This window comes from Desulfosarcina widdelii (assembly GCF_009688965.1).
Lineage (GTDB): Bacteria > Desulfobacterota > Desulfobacteria > Desulfobacterales > Desulfosarcinaceae > Desulfosarcina > Desulfosarcina widdelii.
The window spans coordinates 2,914,263-2,937,753 of sequence record NZ_AP021875.1 but is presented as its reverse complement, the minus strand read 5'-3'; the positions used below and the strand labels follow the sequence as shown (position 1 = coordinate 2,937,753).

Genomic DNA, 23,491 nt, shown 5'->3' with positions numbered 1-23,491 from the left:
GTTGGGTTATTATCCCGTGGAAAATAAGGGACGTGAGAATAGCGTATGGTAAGTAAACAGGTCCTGTTTGCGATCATCGTGGGAGTCTTTGTGGGATGGTGGCAGGGAGAAGCATCAACCCAGTCTCTGAACCTTGGTACGGCTGAATGGCGGCCATGGCAAGTCTTGGAGGATGGACATCTGACGGGGATCACTCCGGGAATCCTCCAGGAACTCTCCAAGCGAACCGGCTGTGCGATGAACGTCCGACCGTTTCCCCACAAGCGGATGATGGCTGCGTTCGAAAAGGGAGGGATCGATATGGAACCTACTGTCAATCCTTCCTGGCGGGACTGCCAGAGCCATATTTCGGTTTATACCATCCCTTTTTATACAACCGGCGATATTGTTCTCGTCAGAAAGAAAAATGCTATCCACGCAACTTCAGTCCGGGATTTTTACGGGATGAATTTGGGTTGTGGGCTGGGATATTTTTATCCCGAGGGTTTTCAGGAGGCTTTTAATAGAGGAGATATCCACCGGGAAGACAACCCCGTATCGGAAAAAAATCTTCAAAAACTGGCGCTGGAACGGCTTGACGGGATCATCGTAGATAAAGTTCAGGCCAGATATTTATTGAAAAAAGCGAACTTGGACCCTGCCGATTTCGTTACTGCTTACCGATTCAAGCCTTCCAAATTGTCGCTGCGGCTTCATCGGAGCAGACAAGCTTTTTTGCCGGCTTTGAATAAAGCTATCGAAGAGATGATTGCCGATGGGACCATAGACCGGATCGTGGCCAAGTATGTAGAGTAGCCTTCACCTCTAAACGATCAGATTTTTTGGGATGGATCGAAACCGCATCTTACAGGCACCCAAAATGCATGGAAAGCCCACTTACAAAGAACTGGAACAACGCATCAAAGAGCTGGAAATTGAGACCCGTAAACATAGGGCCTTGGCCGATGCACCGTTCGAGGCAATATTTCTTTCCGAACAGGGAATTTGTTTGGATCAGAACCAGGCTGCTGAGAAGATGTTCGGCTACTCGCATGCCGAAGCCATCGGCAGGCATGGCACCGAATGGATCGCTCCCGAATATCGGGAGCGGGTGAGAACCAACATGCGGACCGGATACGAAAAGCCATACGAGGTCGTTGCCCTTCGCAAGGATGGTACGACTTTCCCGTGTGAAATTCAGGCTCAGATGATCGACCGCGAAGGGATATCCATCCGGGTGACTGCCTTACGGGATATCACCGAAAAAAAAGAGGCGGAGCAAATTCTCAAGGATGAAATCGTCCGGCGGCGCATTCTGGTGGATCAATCCAGGGACGGCATCGTTGTTATAGACCAGGACGGCAAGGTCTACGAAGCCAATCGGCGGTTTGCCGCCATGCTGGGCTACACCGTCGATGAAATCCAGCATCTTCATGTTTGGGACTGGGACTTCCAGTGGTCAAAAGCGCGATTGCTGGAAAAGCTTCGGGATGTCGATGATGCCGGCGATCATTTCGAGACTGTCCATAAACGCAAGGACGGTTCGCTTTATGAAGTCGAAATCAGCACCAACGGTGCAGTTTATCAAAACCGAAAACTGGTGTTTTGCATTTGCCGTGATATCACGGAACGAAAGCGGTCCGAAGAGGAGCGCAAACAGTTGATCCAGGAACTTCAAACGGCACTGGCGGAAGTAAAGACCCTGCGGGGAATCATTCCCATTTGCACCCAATGCAAAAAAATCAGGGATGACGATGGTTATTGGCAACGGGTTGAACAATACATCGAGGAGCGATCGGATGTATTGTTTACTCACGGTATCTGCGATGAATGCGCCAAGAGATTATATCCGTGGTATGAAGATGAGTCCTAACGGAACACGGTTTTGCATAAAAATCCATAAACCCGCCACGCCTAACTCCCAAGCTTCACGTGGGAGCGCCGATCGCATGTTGTGGGTGTAATCCAGTGTTGCAAATGCCCCTGCGCTGAGTCCCGACGCCTAACCCATCAGGGCGTTGTCCAAATCCTCCGTCAGATCATTCGTATCTTCCAGGCCTACCGAAAGTCGAATCAGTGCATCGCCGATACCCGCCTCTTGCCGTTGGGCCGGGCTCATGCCGGCGTGGGAGGTGACGGCCGGCCGGGTGACCAGGGTTTCCACACCGCCCAGGCTGGGGGCGACGATGGGAATCGTCGCCCGCTGCATGAATCGCTCGGTCGCAGAAAGCCCTCCTTTCAACTCGAAACTGATCATACCCCCGAATCCTTCAAGCAGTTGCCTGGCGCGGTCATGGCCGGGATGGTCGGCCAGGCCCGGATAATTGACCCGTTCGACGGCCGCATGGTCGGCCAAAAACTCGGCGATGGCCAAGGCGCTGCAATTCTGGTGGCGCATCCGCACCGCCAGGGTTTTCATCCCGCGGTGGAGCAGAAAACAGGCATGGGGGTCCAGACTCCCGCCCAAATGGACGAGTTTGTGGTTGATTTTGTCCAGCAGGTCGGCCTTGCCGATGACCGCCCCGGCCACGATGTCCGAATGACCGTTGAGATATTTGGTGCAACTGTGCAGGCTGATGTCGTAGCCCCATTCGGGCGGGCGGAAGTTGACTGGGGTGGCGAAGGTGTTGTCGATCATGGCGATCAGTCCGTGGGCTGCGGCAAATTCGGCCAGTCCCTTGAGATCACCTACCTGCAGCAAGGGGTTGGTGATGGTCTCCACGTAAAGGCCGCGGGTGTTGGATTTGCGCTTGGCATCCCAGTCTTTCGGGTCGGCGGCGTCGATGAAATCGAATTCGAATCCCAAAGGTGCGAGATCCGATGTTATAAAATCCTGGGTCCCGCCGTACAGGCAGTTTTGGACCAGGATGTGGTCGCCGGGAGAGAACAGTGCCATCAGGGTCGTGGAGATGGCGGCCATGCCGGAAGATGTCACCAGGGCGGCCTCGGCATTTTCCAGGGCCGCCAGCTTGCCATGCAGCACCACGTGATTGGGCGTGTTGTTCATGCGGATGTATTTCAGGTCGTCGTAACTGGACTGGCCGGTGTATTCGAATGTCGAAGACTGGAATATCGGCAGGTTGACGGCACCGTGGATGCGCGTTTTTGGCTCTCCGGCGTGGATCAGGCGCGTGTCGATGCGATGTTTGATCGTCTCCATGGTTCCTCCTTTATGAGGTGCAATTTGTCCCGATCTGTTGTACACTTATTAGCACCATTTCCATGGAGAGGCCATGATTGAATCCACCGCATTCGGCGTCATGACCATCGACGGCCGGACCTATACCAGCGATTTAATCATCTTCCCGGACGGTCGCGTCCAGGACGGCTGGTGGCGCAAGCGCGGCCACGTCCTGAGTGTGGAGGACATCCTTGTTCTCGTGGATGCGGCTCCGAAGGTGATCGTTGCCGGCACGGGAACCAGTGGGCGCATGCGGCCGGAGGCCGGTCTGGTGGACTTCCTCGAGGAAAGAGACATACTGTTGATTGCCGAAGCCAATCCCCGGGCCGTTGAGACATATAACCGCAAGATCGCATCGGGTCTCGAGACCGGCGCCTGTTTCCACCTGACCTGCTGACCGATAGCCCGAGCCGAGGAATTCAAGATGATCGAAATCGCCGCCGTTTACGGCAGCCCCCGACGTAAGGGCAATACGTCGATACTGCTCAAACAGGCCGTCGCCGGTGCCGCCGATGCCGGCGCCCATGTTACCGAGATCGTTCTGCGCGATCTGAAGATGTCGCCCTGCCTTGAGATCTACGGCTGTAAAAAGGGTGGAGGGTGCGTGATCAAGGACGATTTTAAAACCGTCGAATCCCTTTTGCAGTGCATCGACGGATTGATGCTGGCCTCACCGATTTTTTTCTATTCCGTCAGTGCACATACCAAAATACTGATGGATCGCTGCAACTCCCTGTGGGTCAAGAAGTACTGGGTGGAGAAAAAGCCTTTCGGCCAGAAGCTCTATCCGCACAAAGGCCTGTTCATATCGGTCGGCTCCACCCAGGGCAAGCGATTGTTCGACGGGGCGGTGCTCAGTGTGAAGTATTTCATGGATGCGCTGGACATGCAGTTGTGGAAAACCCTGCTTTACAGGGGGATCGAAACAGAGGGCCAGATCCGGGAGCATTCATCTGCCTTGCAGGAGGCTTACGATGCGGGCTTTGACCTGGTACAGGCGCTGGCAAACGGATCGGAGCCCTCGTAAGGCCGCTTCGCACAAGAGTTCGTCAATAATAGCGCGGCGGATAATAGGCTCCCCACTGGCTGTCGATGATGGCCCTGTTGCAGGAGAGTTGTCGGTCCAGGTTCTCCACCGTAGAAAAGGGGCCGGAAATCGCATTGATCCCGGTATAGTTTGCCACCAGCAGATAGCGGCCATCCTTGCAGACGATACCGGCGCCGGTGTGAAGGCCATCCCAGGGATCGTCGTTCCATTTGACGCTTCGCATAAAGGTCCGGTAGCCGGACCGATCCAGCATGAACTGGGCAAAATAAGCGACATCCGTGCATTGGGCGCGTTTTTTGAAGAAGGTATAATAGACCCCACTGGCAGGCTTTTTATTGAAAAAGAAATTCTCGTTGATATAGTGATTGATCAGTTCCGGGGAATTGAGGCGGTCGGCAACCCTATAGAACCCTTTCCAGCGGCAGTGGAGCAGGGCATCTTCGATGGTGGACCAATCCTTGACGCTGAACACCTCTTTTTTCCTCAGGTAGTCATTCAGGATGTAGTTTTGCAACTGCCGATCACTGTGACGTTTGACAAGCAGGGCATATTCCTCTAATTCTGCCTGCCTTTGCAGACGACGGGCGATCAGGCGGATGGTTGTGTGCGAAATCAATTCTGTTTCCCCATACCAGGCCGCATCCAGGGTTTGTTTCAGCATGTCTTCGGGATCGGTTGCCATGGCCAAGCGACCCGGAGATACACTGTCCTCGGGTGCCAGGAGTAAGCGTTCATGCCCCTTTTCATCTCTTTCCGAAATGACCTGCACGCCCAAAAGCAGATCGGTGTCCCGCCAATTTTCGTCTTGGACCATCCAGAAGATGGCTTGCAGGGGAGAACAGTATTTGCGATGGTTAGACAGGCCGATCCGGTTTATCCCGTCGAACATCTGGTCGAAGCGGGTTGGGGCAAATCCATAGATCGTGGTGAGATTTTTCAGGGCCTGGCGGGACGATGGCGTTTGCAACTGCCGGATTTCGGGGAGTTTGGCCAGTTCGTCGGCCAAAAGCCGGTTGCGTCTACCAATGCAGGCCAAATTTTTGCGTATTGAATAAGACATATATGACAAGCATACTTCAATTAACGGAATAGAAAAGCGAAAAATGGAAGGAAAGGAGTTTTTAATGAATTTAAGCACCGTTAAAACGGACAAAGCCCCGGCGGCCATCGGTCCTTATTCCCAGGCCGTGGTTGCGTCCCCATTTGTTTTTGTCAGCGGGCAGTTGGGCATGGACCCGGCTACCGGCGATCTGGTGGGTGAAGACCTGGAAAGCCAGGCGAGCCAGGCCCTGGAAAACCTCAGGCAGATTTTGACGGCTGCAGGCAGCAGCATGGAAAAGGTGACGGCCGTGGAGGTGTATTTAACGGATATGGGCCGGTTTGCAGATTTCAACGCCATTTATGCCAAGTACTTTTCAGCCCGTCCGCCGGCGCGCGCGGTCATCGAGGTGAGCGCTCTGCCCAAGGGCGCCTGCGTGGAGATCAAATGTACGGCGGTCGTTCAGTGAACAATGATCGCTGAGCAGTGAACTGTGATCGGTGAACGGTGAATGGTGAACAGAAGTCGGAAGATGGTAATTAGGAATTGGGGGATTTAGGAATTCAGGAATTGTAGGAGCGGCTTCCAGCCGCGATCAATTCCATAATCCTTCAATCTTCTAATCCGCTGCATTCGGAAATGTCGTCGCCTTGGCAAACGCCTCTGCAAAGTCCGGATCGGAAGCCAGTTCCAGGTAACGGATGCGGCGGCACAGCTCCCGGGCTTCTGAGCGTATCTTCTTGTCCAACAGGGCCATGACTACGCCGACGCCGGCCAGGTTGTCCTCGGGAAGAACCTCTGCTTGTGCCACGGCCGGCGGCAGCATGCCGATGGCAAGGGCGTTTTTCCAGTTGAAGCGTGCGCCAAAGGCCCCGGTCAGGATGGCGCGGTGGATGGTTGCGATGCCGGCCCTTTCCATGAGAAATTCGATCCCCGTGCAAAGGGCCCCCTTGGCCAGTTGAACCTGGCGGATATCGTCGAGGGTGAGGGAAATAGCGCTGCCCGTGGCGGTTCGTTCCCCGTCAGCGATGGTATAGCTCCTGCCCACACCTTTTTCGTCGCATAGCACGGCAGGGTTGTTCTCGTCGAAACGACCGTTGGGCAGGATGACCCCGGTCTTGCGTAAACTGGCCACGATGTCGATGATTCCCGAACCGCAGATGCCCATGGGGCGTTTTTTCTCATTCCCCATGACCGCGTAGCCAAGACCGTTTTGCGCGGAGTCCGGCCAGGCGCGATGGATCGCCCCGGATACCGCACGCATGCCGCAGGAGATCCGGGCACCCTCCAGTGCGGGGCCTGTGGCGCAACTGGTCACCCACAGCCCCTCGCGGTTGCCCAGCACCACCTCGCCGTTGGTGCCGATGTCCACGATCAGGGTGGTTTCCTCCCTTTCATGGGTACGGTCGGCCATGATGGCGGCCATCGTGTCGCCGCCCACGAAGCCGGAGACGACGGGCATGAGAAATACGGGCACGGCCGGATCGACGGCCAGGCCCAAATCTCCAGCGCTGGCGGTCGGCGGGGTCAAGGTCAGTGGAAAGTAAGGGGAGATGCCAAGATTGTAGGGATGAAGACCGGCAAAAATCTGCTGCATGGTGGTGTTGCCGCATACGGCCACTTCGTCGATGGCCGCGGCGTCACACCCGACTTCTTCAAGGCATCGGGTCAAGAGAAGATTGATGCCTTCCACGGCAAGCTGCTGCATCGGACCAAGGCGGTCCGTTTTTTCGTTGAGGTGGCTGATGCGGCTGATCACATCCTCTCCGAAGCGCCTTTGGGGATTGACCGAAGCCTCGGCCGCCAACAGCGTTCCTGTCTGCAAATTACAAAGATAGCCGGCTATAGAGGTCGTTCCCAGGTCCACGGCAAAACCGAGGCTGGCCGGCTGCGGCCCGTCCAGAATCCGTTGGATGCCGGTATCCTCATGTACCACCAACGTGAAATCCTTCAGGCTGTCTCGATACCGGCTCAACTGCCGTAGCGAGGCCATATCGGCCCTGGCCAAAGACGGTCGGCCGACCTGCGTGGCCAGCCAGTCCATAAGGCTTTCGGGTCGGTTGTCGGTTTTCAGGCCCGGCGAACGGCCCGCCACCGTCAACCGATGGATCGGGGAATCCACGGGATAGCTGCGGTCGATCCCGGTTTTCCCGCTGGTTGCGGAAACTTCCGCCAGCGTGTCGGGAACGGTGACCGTTGTCCCGGCAGTCGCCCGGGCCTGGCAGGCCAGACGGTATCCGGTGGTCACCTGCTCCGGGGTGAGCAGATCCAGCTCTGCATCGGTGGGAGAAGAGAGATTCTTTTTGGGATCGACAAGGACCCGACACTTGCCGCAGATGCCTTTGCCGCCGCAGTCGGACCGGATGTCGATGGCATGATCGGCAGCCAGTTCCTGGAGGGTTCGATCCGTGTCCAAAAGGACTTGCCGTCCTGACGGCTCGAACCGAATCATCGGGACAGTGACCATTTCTCCAATGGCCTGCCGGTCGGGCTTTCCCGTGGCTGCCATGGGAATTTTCTCGACGATTTGGATGCGGCGGGGCCTTTCATGGGGAAGCAGCTTCGATTTCAACTGCACCTGGATTTCGGCTGCGGTTCGGCGGCCCACGGCCAGGGCCACGATTTCCTCGCTCCTGCCGGTATCGGCGGGATTGGAAAGCACAATCGCCTCTTTGATGCCTTCGACGGCCGCAATGGCCTGCCGGACTTTTTCCAGATCCACCCGGTTGCCGCCCACCTTGACGACATTGTCGGCCCGGCCCACGACCACGAAGCCGCCGTTTTCGGTTTTGACGCGGTCCGCCATGGTAAACCAGCCGCTGTCGCGCACCGGCAGTTCGGCGGAGAGGAAGGCGGATTGAATATCCAATTCCTCACCGGCCACCCGCCAACCAATGCAGTCGTAAGGGGTGAAGCCGGTTTGGCCCTGTCTTCGACAGCGGGTGGCAATGCCGCCGGTTTCCGTGGAACCGTAAATCTCCACCAGATCCACCCCGGCGGCCTCGAAAAAGGCCCGACCGTCGGCTTCGGGCAGGGGGCCTGCCGAGGAGAAGGCCAGTCGCAGGGCGCCCTTGTCCGGCGGGTTGTCCCTTAAAGCCCGATAGTGAATCGGCACGCTGACGAAGATAGTGGGCGACATTTCGGCCATCTTTTGTTTGATCTCTTCGGGAAAAGAGGGCGAGACGGCCGAAACGCGCGCCGATGCCAGCAGGGGGGCCAAAAGGGAGTAAAGCATCCCGTAAATATGAAAGGCCGGGACCGTGGCCAGAATGCGGTCGCCGCTTCCGATCTTGAAACGGTCAAGCAGGTAGTTCACTTCGCCCAGCAGGTTGCGGGGCGTTTTGGTCCAGAGTTGGGGGGAGCCGGTGGACCCCCCGGTAAACAGACGGACCCAGGGGCGGTCGGGATTCGGTTCTTTCTCGGGGGCCAGACTTTCGACTTCATCGCTCAACGTTTCCGGATTGATGATGTGAACACCGTCGGGCGGATTGCCGTCGACCCGTCCGATCACGGCCGAAAAGACGGTCAGGCGGTGCAGGTCCTGCAGCGCCGCTTTCGACAGGGCGTAGGGCAGCAGGATTTGCGGTCCGCCGTCCAGGGCGGCCAACAGGGCGGCGGCCATCACGGCGCGATCTTCCGTAAAAAGGCAGATGGAGGCGTCTTCGTCGGAGAAGTCCTTGAAACAGACCTTAAGCCGTCTGGCCATGCGGTAGAGTCCGTCGAAGTTGCAGTCGGGCATGGTAAAGGCCTGGCCCGGACGGGCCGGGCCGGCAAGAAGGCGCGTGATCGTTTGAGATATGGGGTCGATGGTAGCGTCGGCGTCAACCATGGGGTGCCTGTTCCCTGTGGGTGGATGCGGCGGTCTTGCCGCCGGGATTGTGATTGAAATGTGCCTCTCCAGTTATACCAGCGGGAAAGCAGGGTCAAGGGTAAGCGTTCACAGGGTACCGCATCCGATTTGTTCCCGGGCACTTGAAGGTTGACCCAACCGTCTGCGTTCCCGGCGCCTCACATCTGCGGCGCCCTGTGAACGACTGCAGATCAGGCAGTTGCAGCACATTGGGCATTTCAACCCCGTGAACGGGTAGGGTCAAGGCCTTTCGGCGGCAGTTTTCAGTGTCGGGTTGACAGGGCGGGTTAATTTGAATAGCTATCCCACTGCCGTCGGCTAACGGCGTTTTTGTCATCTCCGTATACAAGGCGGGGTAGGGGCGAAAAATTTTTCGCCCTTATGACCTCTATGGATTTCCGCATGCGCGGGAATGATATGTCCGATAAATTTTTACGAGTCCGCTATGTCACCATAAGGACCGAATCATGGAAAGTTGTACCCGCGGGTTGTGTGACTTCGAATTCGACAGGGAGACCATCGCCCGTGCCGCCGCCGAAAACCGACTGCTGACCATGGAGATCGAATTCAGCCTGCGCTGCAATTTCCGTTGCCCCTATTGTTACGTGCCGGCGGAGAGCTACTTCGACGACGAACTGACCCCCGACGAGATCCGGGATGTGCTGGTACAGGCCCGGGATCTGGGCGCCCGGCGGATCATCATTCTGGGCGGCGAGCCCAGCATCTTTCCCCACATCCGGGAAATGATCGATTTTATCCAGGCCCGGGGCATGGACGTGGAGATGTTTACCAACGGCAGCGGCATCAGCGCTGAATTTTCCCGCTGGCTCTTCAACCGTCGGGTGCGGGTGGTCCTGAAGATGAACACCTTCGATCCTGAATTGCAGGATCGCCTGTCCGGCCACCGGGGCGCCGGCAGGACGATTGCCGCAGCCATCGATCATCTCAAGCGGGCCGGCTATCCATCGCAAGAGGCCTTTATGGCCGTGAGTACCATTATCTGCCGCCAGAACCTGGATGAACTGCCCCGCCTGTGGTGCTGGCTGCGGGATCAGGGCATCGCGCCCTATTTCGAAATCATCACCCCCCAGGCCAATGCCCTCGAGAATCGCTGGCTGGAAGTGGGAACCGCGGAGCTGCAAACGCTTTTTGAAGGGCTGGCGGCCATCGATAAAGAACGCTACGGCCGCACCTGGGATGTGCAGCCGCCGCTGGTGGGCAATCGCTGCCTGCGCCACCAGTTCTCATGCCTGGTCACCTCCAAAGGGGAGGTGATGCCCTGTGTGGGGGTGACCCTGCCCCTGGGCAGCGTACGCCATACGCCGCTTAAGGAGATCATCGCCAACAGTTCGGTCCTGAAAGACCTGAAAGACCACCGCCGCACCATCAAAGGGCCCTGCCGGGAATGCGAGTTGGCCGATGGCTGCTACGGCTGCCGGGGCGCGGCCTATCAACTTACCGGCGACTATCTGGCCTCGGACCCCCTTTGCTGGCGCAATGCGTCCAAGATTTCCTGAAAGTTCTGCCATGAACGACGCTTCCAACCCGGCGACACCCGCCAAAACCCCGCTTATCGTTGGCCTTCTCGGCAGCGCGGCCGTATTCGCTTCGGCCTTCTGTTTCTATTTCTCCACCGTGGTCGTTCGCTGGTCGCGGGAGGTTGTCTCCATCGATTCGGCCTACTTCACCTTTTTCCGGTTTCTGCTGGGCTTCGTGCTGGTCTGTGCGCTCATGGGTGTGCGGCGGCAGCGGCCAGCTCCTAAAAGCTACCATTTGCTCATCGGACGCACCCTGGCCAACTGCGTCGCCGTTTACTGCTTTTACCAGGCGGTTCGTTATACTTCCGTGGCTGAAGCCAACATCCTTAACATGACCTACCCGATTTTCGTGGCCATGCTGTCGTGGATTATACTCCGCCACCAGCGTGATCCGGTGGCCGTAACCATGGTAGTCGTGGCGGTGGCCGGTGTGTGGCTGATTCTCAATCCGGGACACATCGGGCTGAGCATCCACAGCCTGTGGGGACTATGCTCGGGGGTCTGCGCCGCGGTTGCCATCTTTTACCTTAACTTGAGTCGACAATACCACGATGCCAACACCGTGCTCTTTTATATGTTCGGTCTGGGATCGGTGGTAATGTTCGCCGGTTTCCACCGCCATTTCTTCTGGCCCGACGGACTGGAGCTATACTACCTGGTGCTTTGCGGCGGTGCCGGCATCGCCGGGCAATTTCTCATCACCCTGGGATTTCGCTATGTCACCGCCGTGGAGGGCGGGGTAATCTCGTCTACGCGTATCCTGCTTGCGGCCCTGCTGGGGCCGTGGCTGGCGGCGGAGCCTGCCCTGGGACCCATCGGCTGGATAGGGGCTTTGCTGATTTTCGGGGCCAATGTGGTGCTGACTGTGCGCAAAGGGCGTTGAATTTTTTCTACCTTTGTTGATCGGACGTGGATGAACCACGCCCTTACGAGGCGGAAGAACAATACAGATTCCAAATGCCGCGATCAGGAAGTACTTGATCGGCGGCCATGCCGTTGATAAGCTATATTCACATAAAGCATTCCTTGCCGCCATTGAGAGGATTTCATAGCCGAGGATCCAACGCGGCCAAAAGGGGGAACGATGATTGGAATCATAGGTGCCCTCGATGAGGAAGTCGCGCTCATCTGTGAACAGCTCGCGGAGTGTACAACCTTATCCAAAGCCCGATATGCGTTTCACAAGGGAAAATTGGGACAACGGGACCTTACCGTTGTGAAATGCGGGGTGGGAAAGGTCAACGCGGCGATCTGCACCCAGATCCTGATCGACATGTTTAAGTGCGAACGGATCATTTTCGGGGGTGTCGCGGGCGGCCTGCTCAGAGGGCTTGCACAGGGCGATGTGGTGGTGTCTTCCCACGTGGTTCAATTCGACATCGACCTGACGGCATTCGGCCGCCGCCGCGGAGAACTGGCCGATAAAGAACGTCTGATCCCGGCCGACCCGGATATGATCCAGGCAGCGACCGAAGCGTTCGACCGGGTGACGGAAACCAGCGATGCGCCACCGACGATGATGGTCGGCACCATCGTGTCCGGCGACAGTTTCATATCCGATCCCAATACGATCAAATGGCTTCAGCGAGAATTCGGCGCCGCCTGCACTGAAATGGAAGGCGGGTCCGTGGGTTACACCTGCGCGATCAACGAAATTCCGTTTGTGGTCACGCGGGTGATTTCCGACAGTGCCGGTGAACAGGCGCAAAAAGAGTTCGATGCCTTTTTATCCCAAAGCTCCGAAATGCTCTGCAACCTGATAACGGAAACCATCATCCGGCTATAGAAGTTTGTTTTTTAAAAAATTGCAGTAGCTGGATAATTACTTGGGTACGCCATGGATCAGTGGCGACCATAACACATTGGCGACATGAATTTCCATTTCTTCCACAACTTCCGTTTTGTCGTCCTTTAGAACGATGGTTAGTTTCCAGACTCCATTTTTCCATGAGCGGCATCTTTTCCCATAGCGGTCTAAACGGCAGATTTTCCTGTAGGGACTGTTAGAAATGTCTCCATATCCAATATCATGGACTTCAGTAGTGAAATGCGATCTCTCACCGGAAGGGCTTACCAGAAAGGAACGGTTTTTGTCGATTTTGTATTTCAAAGGCCATCCTTGGCGGTAAATACGTATAATCAAATTGTTGTCTTTGAATGCTCCGTCAATCCCGTCACTTTTTGACAGGACATCATATCCTTCAAGCCTCATGCAACCAGCAAGAAGCATCAAGGAGAGAACGATTAAAGCAAGCTTTTGAGTTGCCGTTTTCATTTTCTGGCATTTGCATCCGGCTATCGCTCAGCCCTGTTTTTTTTCAGCACCACCAGGGCATCTACGGCAACCAAGTTGTCCTTTTCCACAATCAACGGGTTGATGTCGATTTCCCCGATTTCGGGATGCGCCAAGGGAATCAGACTCAATCTGTGAATGATTTCGGCCAGGGTTTTCGTATTCACCGCGGGCATGCCCCGGAATTCTCCCAGCAACTTCTTCGACCGGATGTCCGCGATCATCTCTCCGGCATCCTCGATGCTGAGCGGTGCCGGCCTGAAAACCACATCATCCAATGCCTCGGTAAAGATCCCCCCGAACCCGAACATGACCGAGGGACCGAAACCATGGTGGTCCACGATGCCGGCGACGAACTCCCGTTTGCCTTTCAGCATCCGGCCAGCCAGTACGGGAACCTGTTTGCCGGCGGCATTTTGAATCTTCCCATAAGCATCGGCCACCGCATCGGCCGAATCCAGACCCAGGTGGATGAACCCCTTGCCGGTTTTATGGCGAATGTCGGGGGAACTGGCTTTGAGCACGAGAGGATACCCAAGGGTGTCGGCCGCTTGTATCGCTTCCTCGCTGCTGTGAACCATGGTCTCTTCATTCACCGGCAGCCCCCAGGCTTTCAGAAAACGTTTGGACTGGTATTCATCGAGATTGCTTTGCCCTTGGTCTCGGCATTCCCGGATCAGATCCAGGGCCGCGGCCGGGGGAGATGGAACGGCCGGGGGGCGCCAGGGCGGGCGCTGCCTCACCTCGAAATGCCTATACAGCACGGCCATAGAACCGGCGGTCTTCTCCGGGGAGTCGAATACCGGCATGCCATGGTCCTGGTACGCGGCGGTATAGTCGTCATCCCGGTCATAAAAGCTGGAGATCCCGACCGGTTTTTTGTAGGTGGACACAAGGGCGAGGCTTTGCTCCGGAATCACCTGGAAATCCTTCAACAGTGCCTCCACCGGGGCATTGTTCAATGCTTCTTTGATGTGGTCATAGATTTCAATAAGATACCCTTTGCGCAGAGCGCCGTGAAGTACCAGGCCGTCCACCTCCCCGCTTTCCAGGATGATGGCGGGAATCTTCTGGGTAAGCGTGTCAATATCCAGGTGAAATGTCAGATCAACGGGATTGCCGCAGGGGGCGTGGTCGTGCACAAGGGGCCGGATCTTGGACTGTAACGCTTCCGAAAACCTGGGAACATCCAGCCCGGCTTTTTCCAGGGCGTTGGCCATGGCCGAACCGGGTCCGCCCGAATTGGTCAGGATGCCGATCCGCCGGCCCTTCAACGCGGGCTGCAGGGCCAGCATGTTCCCGTACCCGTAGAGTTCTTCTATGGACTGGACGCGGATAACGCCTGCCTGGCGGAACATCCCCTCGTAAAGGTGATCCGGCGCTGCCATGGAGCCCGTATGGCTCAAGGCTGAACGGGCTCCGGCACTGGAGCCGCCCACATACTGGGCCAGCACGGGTTTGTTTGGAGTGATCCGGCGGGCGACCTCAACAAAGCGCCGGACGTCTTTGATACTTTCGATGTAAAGGGAGATGGCCCTGGTCTGTTTATCCTCTCCCAGATACTCAAGGGCATCGGTGATATCGATGTTGGCGCTGTTCCCAACACTGATGGCCTTGCTGAACCGAATCCTCCGCTTTTTCAGATAGGGAATGGTCTGGGTAAGGTAGGTGCCGCTCTGAGAAGCGAACCCGAATGAGCCTTTAGCTGACGGGTAGGGCATGACCGTGGTGTTCAAGGCAATCTCGCTGTTGATGATTCCCATGCAGTTGGGGCCGAGAAAGCGGATTCCGTACTGCCGGGAAATTTCATTGAGCCGGTCCTGGATCTTCTGCCCGTCCTCACCGGTTTCGCCGAATCCTGCCGTGATGATAATGGCGCTTAGTGTTCCCTTTTTCCCCAGTTCCTCCATGATGGGAACCACCTGGCTGGACGGAACGACGAGAAACGCCAGATCCGGCGGCTCGGGAAGTTCAGCCACGGAGTCGTAGGCTTTATGGCCCATGACCTCTTTTTCCCTGGGGTGAACCGGGTAGAACTTACCGGTGTATCCGTCCTTGAGAATACTCAGGGCCTGCATGGTCCCCATTTTCATGAAGTTGTTGCCCGCCCCGAAGGTGGCGATGGAAAACGGATTCATCAAACGGTGCAGCGGATTGGTGGTCATTCAGACTCCTTTGTCGTTCCTGCTGTCGTTCTCATCTCGTTTTTTGATTCGTTTCGATTTCTTGTTGGATCAGTTCTAATAGAATGTCGATCGTTTCACTCACTGGTGTCACACTGGCCGCGATGCGGGATTGGAGTAAGGCCCCCTCATAAGCTGAAACAATCAAGGTGGAGAGCCATATCGCCCGCTCAGTGGGCATTCCCGTTTCGGAAAGAAGATCCGTTATAACGGACCGGATGATCCTGAATCCCTCGCTCAGTGCCTGCCGCAACGCCTGATCGGCACTCGTCGATTCCAACGCCACCGCCGCCAAAGGGCATCCTCTCTCGAAACCGCTCTTTTCAAGCTGGTTTTGTGCGAGGCTGAAAAAGGTATGCAAAACCTGCACGACGTCCGTTTTGGTTGTTTTGAGCTGTTCGATTGTCGAAAGCAGGTTGTTGACGGCAGCCTGGATAGCCACAATGGCCAATTCGACCTTGCCTCCGGGAAAATGGTAGTAAAGCACACCTTTCGGAGCCTGCGCCTGGGCCAGCACCTCGCTTAAGCCGAACCCATGAAGTCCTTTGCGCTGGAGCAAGTCGGCCATTGCAACAATCAGCCGCTTGCGCGTATCCATTTTGACATGATCGGATTTCATGCGATTATTCTATAGACCGGTCGGTCTAGTGTCAAGTAGAAAAAGTGAATGGATATCATCAGATAGAAAACGGTGGGAAGAGATGCAGGACATCAGACTATGAAGTCATGCCATCCTTTCGACGCATCACCGGTCGGTCGATCAGGCGGGAGAGGGGAATGGACGCCAGCCCTTTTTCCGAAAGGCCCTTGAGGATGGCTTCGACTTCGTTGAGCCACGGTTCGATGCTGCGCTCTGTATGGGGCGTCGAATCGTGCAGCAGCACGATGTCATTCTCTTGTACGGTGGTGAGAATTTTGCGGGACAACCGTCCGATGCGGCGATTGCCGGCATCGAAGGCCCGGCAGCTGAAGTTGACGGCAAAAAGATTGCGGGCGGCCAGCACCTTGCCCATGGCCGGGGTAGTGATGCCGATGGGCGGGCGAAATGCCAGTGGGACGATGCCCAGCGGCGCCAGCGCTCGCTGGGTGGCAGCGATTTCGTGGTCCAGCAGCCCCGGCTGCCAGAACATCCTGTATTTGTTGTGGTGAAAGGAGTGGTTGCCCACCTCGTGGCCCCGGTCGATGATGGCCCTTATCAGATGAGGATAAACAGCGGCCCGCCGGCCGGTGACGAAAAAGGCGGCCGGAACGCGGTATTTCTCCAGAAGGTCCAGCAGACGGGGCGTGGTGGCCGGGTCCGGGCCGTCGTCAAAAGTAATGGCCACCCGGCTCCTGCCGGTGGTGCCGCGGCTGATCACGGGAAAGAAAAAACCGGCCCGGGGCAAAAAGGGGGCCACAACACAAAGCATCACCAGCAGAGTCAGCGGCACCGTTGCCAGGTGCAGGTCGACGGCGCCCAGCAGGATCGCCAGCGCAAAGGCGATGATGCCGCAGCGTTCGGCGGGGGATAGGCGGATCGATTCCGATTTACATGGGTTTGGCCACATGCCACACCATATCCTCTCTCTTTCCGGAAAGCCGGTTGCCCGTCACCTCGAAGCCGCATCGTTGCAGTATGGCTGCCAGTTCCCCTGAATCGCGGTAGCAGACGGACATCCCTTTTCTTTTTATTCTGAAATGCTCCAGGTACCAGGTCCAGTGTAGCCGGGCCGAGCGGGGCAGCACCGATCGCATGATCAGCCTTCCGCCAGGCAGCAGGCGTTCGTGGATGCGCTCCAGGGTTTTTTCCAGTTCCCAGTCCTGTAAATAATGGCTCATGTCCAGCATGGTTACCAGATCCACCAGAACGTCCATGGGCGGCAGGTCGGGAGCCGACCCGATCCGGACATGCCCGCGCTCGCCCAGCGCCAGGGACGCCACCCGCACCCGCTCCTTCCGGGGATCGAACCCGAAAATGGTGGCCATCGGGTAGCGCTCGGCCATCCAGCAGGCCGGCACCCCATACCCGCAGCCCACATCCATGATGTTGGCGATGGCTCCGTTGCGTGGCACCAGTTCGGCCAGTTCGTCGAACAGCGGGTCCATCCGCAGCTTGTAGCGGGCAAACATGCGCGGATAGGGCTCCATGTTGCCATAGCGCGCTTCGATTTCGCCCGAATTTTGCCGAGGGCCTTCGAACCGTCGTTTCAGCAGCGGCGGCAGGAGCAGCAGGGCCCCGGCCAGGCAGTAGCCGATTCCTAAAAATCCGATCCAGCCTGCACTTTTCAGTAGTCCGTGATCGGCGGTGAGAAGAACGGCAAAGCCCACCAGGGTGGATGCGGCAGCCATGACCACCGCTGTGCGGACCACCGTGAAATGGGGATGATCGAAGCGCTGGTAGCGCTGATAGCCCCGAACCAGAAAGAGGGTGTAGTCCACGCCCATGCCGAGAATGACGACGGCCAGCATCAAAGCCGGGATGTCCAAAGGACGTCCCATCAGCCCTAACGTGCCCAGGGTGCAGACAAAGGCGAAAACCAATGGAAGCAGAGAAGTCAACAGCAGGCCCAGGTCGGCGAAGAAAATTGTCAACAAGACGATCAGGCTCACTCCGATGATCAGCAGCATCTTCGAGAAGGTTACGAACAGCAAATGGCCCATGCGCTGGGAAAACAGGGCCGGGTCGAACACGGAAGAGAGCGGGGAGATGCGGGCAAAAAACCGTTGGCCGTCAAAATGACCGCGGGGCGTGATGCGAGTCATCTGCCGGAAGCTTCCGTCGGTGTCGTCCCTGGAAATGCCCAGCAGCGGCATGACGGCCGCCGGGATCTCGGTTTCGGCGGGCGGATCGGCGGCAATGGCTCCGAGAAACGGGGCAAAGGCACCGTGGGTAAAACCTAAAGTTGATCCCTGTTCGACGATGGCCGCGGATACGGCCTGAATACGCTGCGGAAACCAGAACCTGCGCCAGGCGTCGCCGTTGTCCGCGCACTGGCCGCGGCCCGGAAAAAACAGGGAGGGCGTTACCGGCTTTTCGATGCCGCCGGCGTATGCTTCGGTGTCGAGCTGTTCCAGCAGGCGGTCATTTTTCGCCTGCAAATCGTCAAGGTCGCCGGCTTCCGTCATCAGGTAGACGCTGGAGAAGATATCGCCCCAGACGGCGGCCATCGTTTCGTCGGCCTTGCGGGTTGCCGGGCTGACGCTGTTCATGGTCTTCAGGTCGGTGTTGAACCGGGGTTTGGCGAAGACACCCAGCGCAACGGCTGCCAAGAGGGCCATAATCAAGGCGGCTTTGCCGCCGGACGCCAGAAGGTCCACCAACCGGGAGAAGCGTTTCCGGGGGGAGGGCGCCTCCATTTGCCCGGTTTTCAGAATGCGGGGAAACACGGTGTGGACGAAGAGGAAGGCAAAGCCGATGCCCATGGCGGTAAACAGGCCCAACTGCTCAAAGACGGCAAACCCGCTGAAGGCCAGCGCCCCGAAAGCCCCCACGGATGTGAGCACTGCCAGGAGCCCGACGGCGCGGATTTCCCGCGACGCACCGTGCCTGCCGGAGCCGGCGTCGCTGTCCAGAAAAAGCATATAGGCGATGCCGTGATCCACGGTGATGGATATGATCGCCCCGCCGAAGCCCAGCACCATGATGGAGATGCTGTCGCGGAGCCATGAGAAGACGAAAAAGGCCATGACCGTGCCGGCCAGGGCCGGCAGCAGGGCCAGAATGCCCACCAGGGGGCGCGAAAAGGCCGCCAGCAGGAGAATGCCGATACCCACGGTGGCCCACAAAATGGCCCGGTGGACGTCTTTTTTAACGATGGTTTCGTTGTCCAGCGCGGCCCGGTAGGCGCCGGTGGGCGTCAGGACGATTTTGCCGTCGAATTGCCGGCCCACTTTTTGTTCCAGGTCCCCAAAAAACCGGGACAGGTCGCGGGCCACAGCGGTATCGGTGCCGGACCCCTTCGGGGTGGCCAGAACCAGCACATGGCCACGGTCGGCGGAAAGAATGCGGCCGTGGAGGATGCTCGCGCCGGGGGCGGGATTTAAGGGCGCCAGCCGGGATAGAACGATGTTTCGCAGACCCAGCGGGTCGGCGGCCAGGGACTTGGCCTGCCCGATGCCGTCCATGCGGTACAATTCGTCTCGAGCCTGCACAAGGGCCTGATCAATCCTTTCGTCGGTCAACAGTGGGGCCACATCGCGCTCAAGTTCCCCGGCGGAAAATAGGACCGGCAGGTGGTGGATCACATGGTCGGCCAGGTCGGCCAGGGCCCGATGCATGGGCTGGCTGCCCACTTGGGCGATCAGGCCGCTTTCTTTCAGTTCGGCTTCCACCAGTTCCGCGGCGGCCAGCAGGGTTTCCTCATCTTCTTCGACCCCACCGATGTCGATGGCGATCTGATCCTTGATGGGATTTTTTTCGAAAATATGAATGCCGTCGGCGATAACCGGATCGCCGGTGGGCAGGGACCTGGCCAGGTCCGTATCGATGGCAATGCGTTTATAGGCAACGAATACCATGCCCGCCCCCAGGATCAGGACGGCAAAGAGCGCCAACAGGTTGATGGAGGTTTTTTTTCGCATGAAAGTTGTCTATTCGAACCTTCGTATCCTCATCGCAGCAGCCACAGAAGTACCGCCCCGGCCAGCAGCAGGTGGGCGGCAATAATCGCATATCGGAATCGGTTGTAGCGCTCGTTGACCACCTGGATGACCCTCAATCCGCCGAAGAAGCGCCGTACCGTCTCCAGGGTCCGATGGCGGTGATTGTCCGAGGGCGAATTGCTCTGAAAGGCGATGGACGGATAGAGCGCGAAAGCGTTTGGGGCGTTTTTTTTCAGCAGGATGTCCCAGGGAATTCCTCGCCATGGTTCCTCGGCCAGCCGGCGGGCCAATGACGCTTTGACCAGATAGGCGTGGGCCAGGCAACTGTATCGAACGCGCCGGACGCCGGGGGCTCCCGTGGTCCAACTGCGGCCGGCCAGACAGCCCAGGAACAGGATTTGGCAGTCGCTTCGATCCTTAAAAAAAGCGATGCCTTGCCTGAGCCGATGGGCATCGACGGCTCCGAAAACCACGTCGTCCTCGAAAACGAGGATATGCCGGGCCCCGGCATCCAGACCCATTTTCAGGCAAGCCTGGTGGGACTGAAAAATACCCTGCTCGCAATCCGCGGGATGGCGTTGGGCCAGATGGAAAACCATCTTGTCTCCCAAACCCACACTCTCGAACTGTGCTTTCGCGCTGGCCTGACGATCGGTGCGCTCGGCCAGGGAGATGCAGTAGGTGCGGTCGATGAAATCCCAGATTTCGCCGAGGGATTTATTATATGGATGGTTGGTGGTCATCCTAGAGCCGTTTCCAGAATATCCTTGATCCGTCCTTCGCCAGTGGTTACTGTCCCTTATTCATCTTTCAAAAAAGATGGAATTCGTTTTTTTTATGACACCATCAGAAATTGTTGAAATTCCATGCATCGGATTGAAAACCCCATTAAAAGCCTTGTCCGGCGCCTTGCCCGTGTCCGGTTTGTCCGGACGGCCATGGCCGAGAACGCCGACCTGAGTGCATTCAAAGAGCGCCCCGACTTCCGGGTGATCGCCGGCGTGTCCGCCATTGCCATCAGCTACGTGATCGGCTGGCCGCTGATTTCCCTGCTGGGTGCCGCCGCCGTCTACTATCGCAATGCCGCCATTGCCGTGATCGGCGGTCCGGCGGTGTACGGCCTGTCCCACCTGGTTTTCCTTTTGGGCATGTACCTGGCCGGGGCCAAGTACAGCCATATTTTCCTGAAATGGGCCACGCGCGTGGGCATGCAGCAACTCATGCTCCGCTACGGGCTACCTCTTCCGGCCCCAGCGCTGCCGGATGTTGCGGTGGTGGCAGACCACGATGAAAGCGGCCGTCAGCAGGGCCCCGGCGACGCCCCACCCGTTTCCCCTCGCGGCCAGCGCCGTTCCACCCGATAGACAGAATACCAGGGCAAAGGAGGACAGAAAGGGCATCCGCCAGATCAGGTACGCCGCCCCCCAGGCCAGGACGCCGATGCCGGCCCAGACCGGCGCGACGGCCAGGGTGAAACCCAGGTAGTTGGCCACCCCCTTGCCGCCCGCAAAACCGTGAAAACAGGGAAAGCGATTGCCCAGAATCAACGCCAGCCCCACCCAGATCGTCTGCCCCAGGGGCAGCAGCGCACCAGCCGCCAGGGCCACGCCCACGGCCCTGACCATATCAAGAATCAGAACCGCCGCGGCCCATCCCATGCCGGCCTGCCGGTAGACATTGGTCGCACCGGGATTGCCGCTGCCGTGCTGCCGGGGATCCTGGCGGCCGGTGAGGCGGAAGGCCAGAATGGAAAAATTGACCGATCCGGCCACGTAGGCCCCTATCAGCAGGAGCACAAAAAGGGCCGCAGCGTTCATGGGTTCTCGCCTTCGGTCAACAGGGTGAACAGGTGGCCTTCCACGGTGGCATGGACCGCCGTCAACGATCGCCCGTCATCGGTTTTCAGCCGGCTCTCTTTTTCGGATAGCAGGCAAACGCATACCCGTTCCCAGGCTTGGGCCAGATCGATTCCCAGGGCTTTGGCCGCCGCCTCCTTGGCGCTCCAGGCCTGCAGGGCGGCCCGTGCCGGGGCCAGGGAAGATTGTTCGATCCGGGCCCGTTCTTCGGCATGCAGGTACAGATGCGCGGCCGCCAGCGGTTTGTCCGCAAGGGGCTCCACATCCACGCCCAAAGGCGTTTCTGCGGCAGCGGCCAGGGTGAACCGCCGGTCATGGGCGACGGAGCAGAAGGCCCGGCCGCCGTCGGGCCGCGGGCACATGGGGCGCCGTCCGTCTTCGGCCACGGTTTCGATTTGCCGGACATCGCGCCGGTCGTCGCTGTTGCCGAGCATGCGGCTGAGCCGTTTGAGGGCCAGGCGGGCGGACAGGTAAGCACCGGCCCGCTGCTCGGTCATCGGTTCCAGCCGCCGCTTTTCCTTTTCGGAAAGGGCTGCCGCGGCAAAGGGCGCCAAGGCCTTTCGTTCCAGCAGCACCAGGCCCGCCACGCGGTCGGCCAGGGAGTGCAGCGGGTCCGTTTCTGCCGGTTCGGAAAACCCGCGGGACGGTCGGGCGCGGCCGCCGCTGACATCGCGCATGCCCACGCCGATGGCCGACTCGCACAATTCGGATTCATCATCGTAGATGAAGATATCGAAAACGAAGGGTTCCTTTTCCGTCTGCACGGGGACGATGCGGGCCGTGTAGACCGATTCCAACCGGGTCGGGCGAAAGACCGTGCGCTGGTCGATGGATACGGGAAAGGCCACGTTGTTTAAGTACCGCTGGCACCATACGCAGGCGGCGTGGAAGGCCGCATCCAGGACATACGGACTGCCCAGGTACAGATTGTTTCGCGGATCGGGCGGCTGCGGAGAGCGTACCTGGGCCAGGGCGCCGTCTGCCGATAGCAGCAGATCGGAGCAGATGTTGCGGTAGGCCGGCCCGAACGGAACCATGTCGGCATAGATCCGTTCGGGCTCCACGGCGGTGCAGATCCCGGCAAGGGATGCAGCAACGTCCAGAGACAGGGCCTTATCCATGGATCGCGCCTGGCCGACGGTCAGCGAGGCGTGCTCCAGACTTCGGCCGATGCCCGTCTTCTTGGATTGGATGCGCGTGGTCAGTGCCGCGCGCAGGGACCCGTCATCTTTTTTTTCCACCCGGTTGGTGGCCGCCACAGGTGTCGGTCCATCCAGGCGCAGGAACCGGTCGAACCGAAGGTCGGACAATCGACGGCCGTCCGTTTCCGGAAACCGACCGCAGGTGTCCGCAGCGAGCTGTTCCATGGCTTCCACCGCCGGAAACACGGGGCGCTCCTGTACGTGATGATCCCGGAAAAACGGCGGGGGCTGGACGGTTATGGGAAAGGCTTCGGCTTTCACGAGGTCGGGAACATCTTCCATAGATGGACGGTTTTGGGGTCCACCTCCACCGGGGTCCCCGATGCGTTGACAGCACAGTGGCGGGTGAATCCCTTGCAGACGATATCGCCGGATTCCTGGTGGGTGATCACATAGTCGAACTGCAGCCGCACCCGTTCCAACACGGACGGCCGGGTGTAAACCCACATGGCGTCATCGTAGTGCAAGGGTCGGAAATAGTCGATGTCCACCTTGATGATGGGGTAGACGAAACCGCTCTCCTCCACCTCCTTGTACGGATAGGCGGCGTCGCGCATCAGCGAGGCCCGGCCGAATTCGAAATAGCGCAGGTAGTTAGCGTGGTAGACGACCTGGGAACGGTCCGTGTCCGCATAAAGGGTGCGGGTTTCGCAGCGATGCCAGACCTTGCCGCCGGAGCGGTCGAGAATATATCGGGGCCGCCCGTTCAGTGGCTGCGGAACAAAGGGTTTGGGCTTCATT

At 58.2% G+C, this 23,491-nt stretch carries 20 protein-coding genes; 8 read left to right on the top strand and 12 right to left on the bottom strand.

Annotated features, from left to right (window positions below; genetic code table 11):
- Positions 1-45: 45 nt before the first annotated feature.
- Positions 46-795 (top strand): substrate-binding periplasmic protein, encoded by a 750-nt coding sequence (locus GN111_RS13845; RefSeq protein ID WP_155304316.1) that lies wholly within the window; start codon positions 46-48, stop codon positions 793-795.
- 64 nt (positions 796-859) lie between these two features.
- Positions 860-1,852 (top strand): PAS domain-containing protein, encoded by a 993-nt coding sequence (locus GN111_RS13840; protein ID WP_170302278.1) that lies wholly within the window; start codon positions 860-862, stop codon positions 1,850-1,852.
- A gap of 129 nt (positions 1,853-1,981) precedes the next feature.
- On the opposite strand, the gene GN111_RS13835 is transcribed toward GN111_RS13840, so the two are convergent.
- Positions 1,982-3,139: a trans-sulfuration enzyme family protein gene (locus GN111_RS13835; protein WP_155304314.1), complete on the bottom strand. Its 1,158-nt coding sequence runs from the start codon at positions 3,137-3,139 to the stop codon at positions 1,982-1,984.
- A 73-nt stretch (positions 3,140-3,212) separates the two neighbouring features.
- On the opposite strand from GN111_RS13835, the gene GN111_RS13830 reads away from it, so the two are divergent.
- Both GN111_RS13830 and GN111_RS13825 read left to right on the top strand, forming a co-directional pair.
- Positions 3,213-3,557, top strand: coding sequence for an Mth938-like domain-containing protein (locus tag GN111_RS13830; protein ID WP_155304313.1), 345 nt, complete (start codon positions 3,213-3,215; stop codon positions 3,555-3,557).
- A gap of 27 nt (positions 3,558-3,584) precedes the next feature.
- Positions 3,585-4,187, top strand: coding sequence for a flavodoxin family protein (locus tag GN111_RS13825; protein ID WP_155304312.1), 603 nt, complete (start codon positions 3,585-3,587; stop codon positions 4,185-4,187).
- 22 nt (positions 4,188-4,209) lie between these two features.
- On the opposite strand, the gene GN111_RS13820 is transcribed toward GN111_RS13825, so the two are convergent.
- Complete coding sequence (locus tag GN111_RS13820) at positions 4,210-5,268, bottom strand: hypothetical protein (RefSeq protein WP_155304311.1); 1,059 nt, start codon at positions 5,266-5,268, stop codon at positions 4,210-4,212.
- A 64-nt stretch (positions 5,269-5,332) separates the two neighbouring features.
- Between GN111_RS13820 and GN111_RS13815 the strand changes: the two genes are divergently transcribed.
- On the top strand, positions 5,333-5,716 hold the full coding sequence (locus tag GN111_RS13815; protein WP_155304310.1) for a Rid family detoxifying hydrolase: 384 nt from the start codon (positions 5,333-5,335) through the stop codon (positions 5,714-5,716).
- Positions 5,717-5,866: 150 nt separating this feature from the next.
- Here the strand turns inward: GN111_RS13815 and GN111_RS13810 are convergent, their stop codons facing one another.
- Positions 5,867-9,076 carry an ASKHA domain-containing protein gene (locus tag GN111_RS13810; RefSeq protein WP_155304309.1) on the bottom strand — a complete coding sequence of 1,070 codons (3,210 nt, stop codon included), beginning with the start codon at positions 9,074-9,076 and terminating at the stop codon, positions 5,867-5,869.
- Between the two features lie 488 nt (positions 9,077-9,564).
- Here GN111_RS13810 and GN111_RS13805 point away from each other — a divergent pair, with 488 nt between their 5' ends.
- The 3 genes from GN111_RS13805 (at position 9,565) to GN111_RS13795 (ending at position 12,421) form a co-directional block, all read left to right on the top strand.
- A complete protein-coding gene (locus tag GN111_RS13805) occupies positions 9,565-10,614 on the top strand; it encodes a radical SAM/SPASM domain-containing protein (protein WP_155304308.1) in 1,050 nt (349 codons plus the stop codon).
- Between the two features lie 10 nt (positions 10,615-10,624).
- Positions 10,625-11,518, top strand: coding sequence for a DMT family transporter (locus GN111_RS13800; RefSeq protein WP_155304307.1), 894 nt, complete (start codon positions 10,625-10,627; stop codon positions 11,516-11,518).
- Between the two features lie 201 nt (positions 11,519-11,719).
- Positions 11,720-12,421: a 5'-methylthioadenosine/adenosylhomocysteine nucleosidase gene (locus GN111_RS13795; RefSeq protein ID WP_155304306.1), complete on the top strand. Its 702-nt coding sequence runs from the start codon at positions 11,720-11,722 to the stop codon at positions 12,419-12,421.
- A gap of 36 nt (positions 12,422-12,457) precedes the next feature.
- Here the strand turns inward: GN111_RS13795 and GN111_RS13790 are convergent, their stop codons facing one another.
- From GN111_RS13790 to GN111_RS13745, 9 genes are all read right to left on the bottom strand, one after another.
- Positions 12,458-12,910: a hypothetical protein gene (locus tag GN111_RS13790; protein ID WP_155304305.1), complete on the bottom strand. Its 453-nt coding sequence runs from the start codon at positions 12,908-12,910 to the stop codon at positions 12,458-12,460.
- A gap of 20 nt (positions 12,911-12,930) precedes the next feature.
- The gene (locus tag GN111_RS13785; protein ID WP_155304304.1) at positions 12,931-15,093 is read right to left on the bottom strand and encodes an acetate--CoA ligase family protein; all 2,163 of its coding nucleotides are present in this window, start codon (positions 15,091-15,093) and stop codon (positions 12,931-12,933) included.
- A gap of 31 nt (positions 15,094-15,124) precedes the next feature.
- Entirely contained in the window at positions 15,125-15,730 is a 606-nt protein-coding gene (locus GN111_RS13780) for a TetR/AcrR family transcriptional regulator (RefSeq protein ID WP_155304303.1), read from the bottom strand.
- Positions 15,731-15,827: 97 nt separating this feature from the next.
- Positions 15,828-16,658 carry a polysaccharide deacetylase family protein gene (locus GN111_RS13775; RefSeq protein ID WP_155304302.1) on the bottom strand — a complete coding sequence of 277 codons (831 nt, stop codon included), beginning with the start codon at positions 16,656-16,658 and terminating at the stop codon, positions 15,828-15,830.
- The gene (locus tag GN111_RS13770) at positions 16,639-19,671 is read right to left on the bottom strand and encodes a methyltransferase domain-containing protein (RefSeq protein WP_155304301.1); all 3,033 of its coding nucleotides are present in this window, start codon (positions 19,669-19,671) and stop codon (positions 16,639-16,641) included. The genes GN111_RS13775 and GN111_RS13770 overlap by 20 nt, the downstream gene beginning before the upstream one ends.
- A 29-nt stretch (positions 19,672-19,700) precedes the next feature.
- The gene (locus GN111_RS13765; RefSeq protein WP_155304300.1) at positions 19,701-20,435 is read right to left on the bottom strand and encodes a glycosyltransferase family 25 protein; all 735 of its coding nucleotides are present in this window, start codon (positions 20,433-20,435) and stop codon (positions 19,701-19,703) included.
- A gap of 492 nt (positions 20,436-20,927) precedes the next feature.
- The gene (locus GN111_RS13755) at positions 20,928-21,509 is read right to left on the bottom strand and encodes a glycerol-3-phosphate acyltransferase (protein ID WP_155304299.1); all 582 of its coding nucleotides are present in this window, start codon (positions 21,507-21,509) and stop codon (positions 20,928-20,930) included.
- Positions 21,506-23,011 carry a polyketide synthase dehydratase domain-containing protein gene (locus GN111_RS13750; RefSeq protein ID WP_170302277.1) on the bottom strand — a complete coding sequence of 502 codons (1,506 nt, stop codon included), beginning with the start codon at positions 23,009-23,011 and terminating at the stop codon, positions 21,506-21,508. Before GN111_RS13750 ends, GN111_RS13755 begins: the two co-directional genes overlap by 4 nt.
- A complete protein-coding gene (locus tag GN111_RS13745; protein ID WP_155304297.1) occupies positions 23,008-23,490 on the bottom strand; it encodes an acyl-CoA thioesterase in 483 nt (160 codons plus the stop codon). Before GN111_RS13745 ends, GN111_RS13750 begins: the two co-directional genes overlap by 4 nt.
- Position 23,491 lies beyond the last annotated feature (1 nt).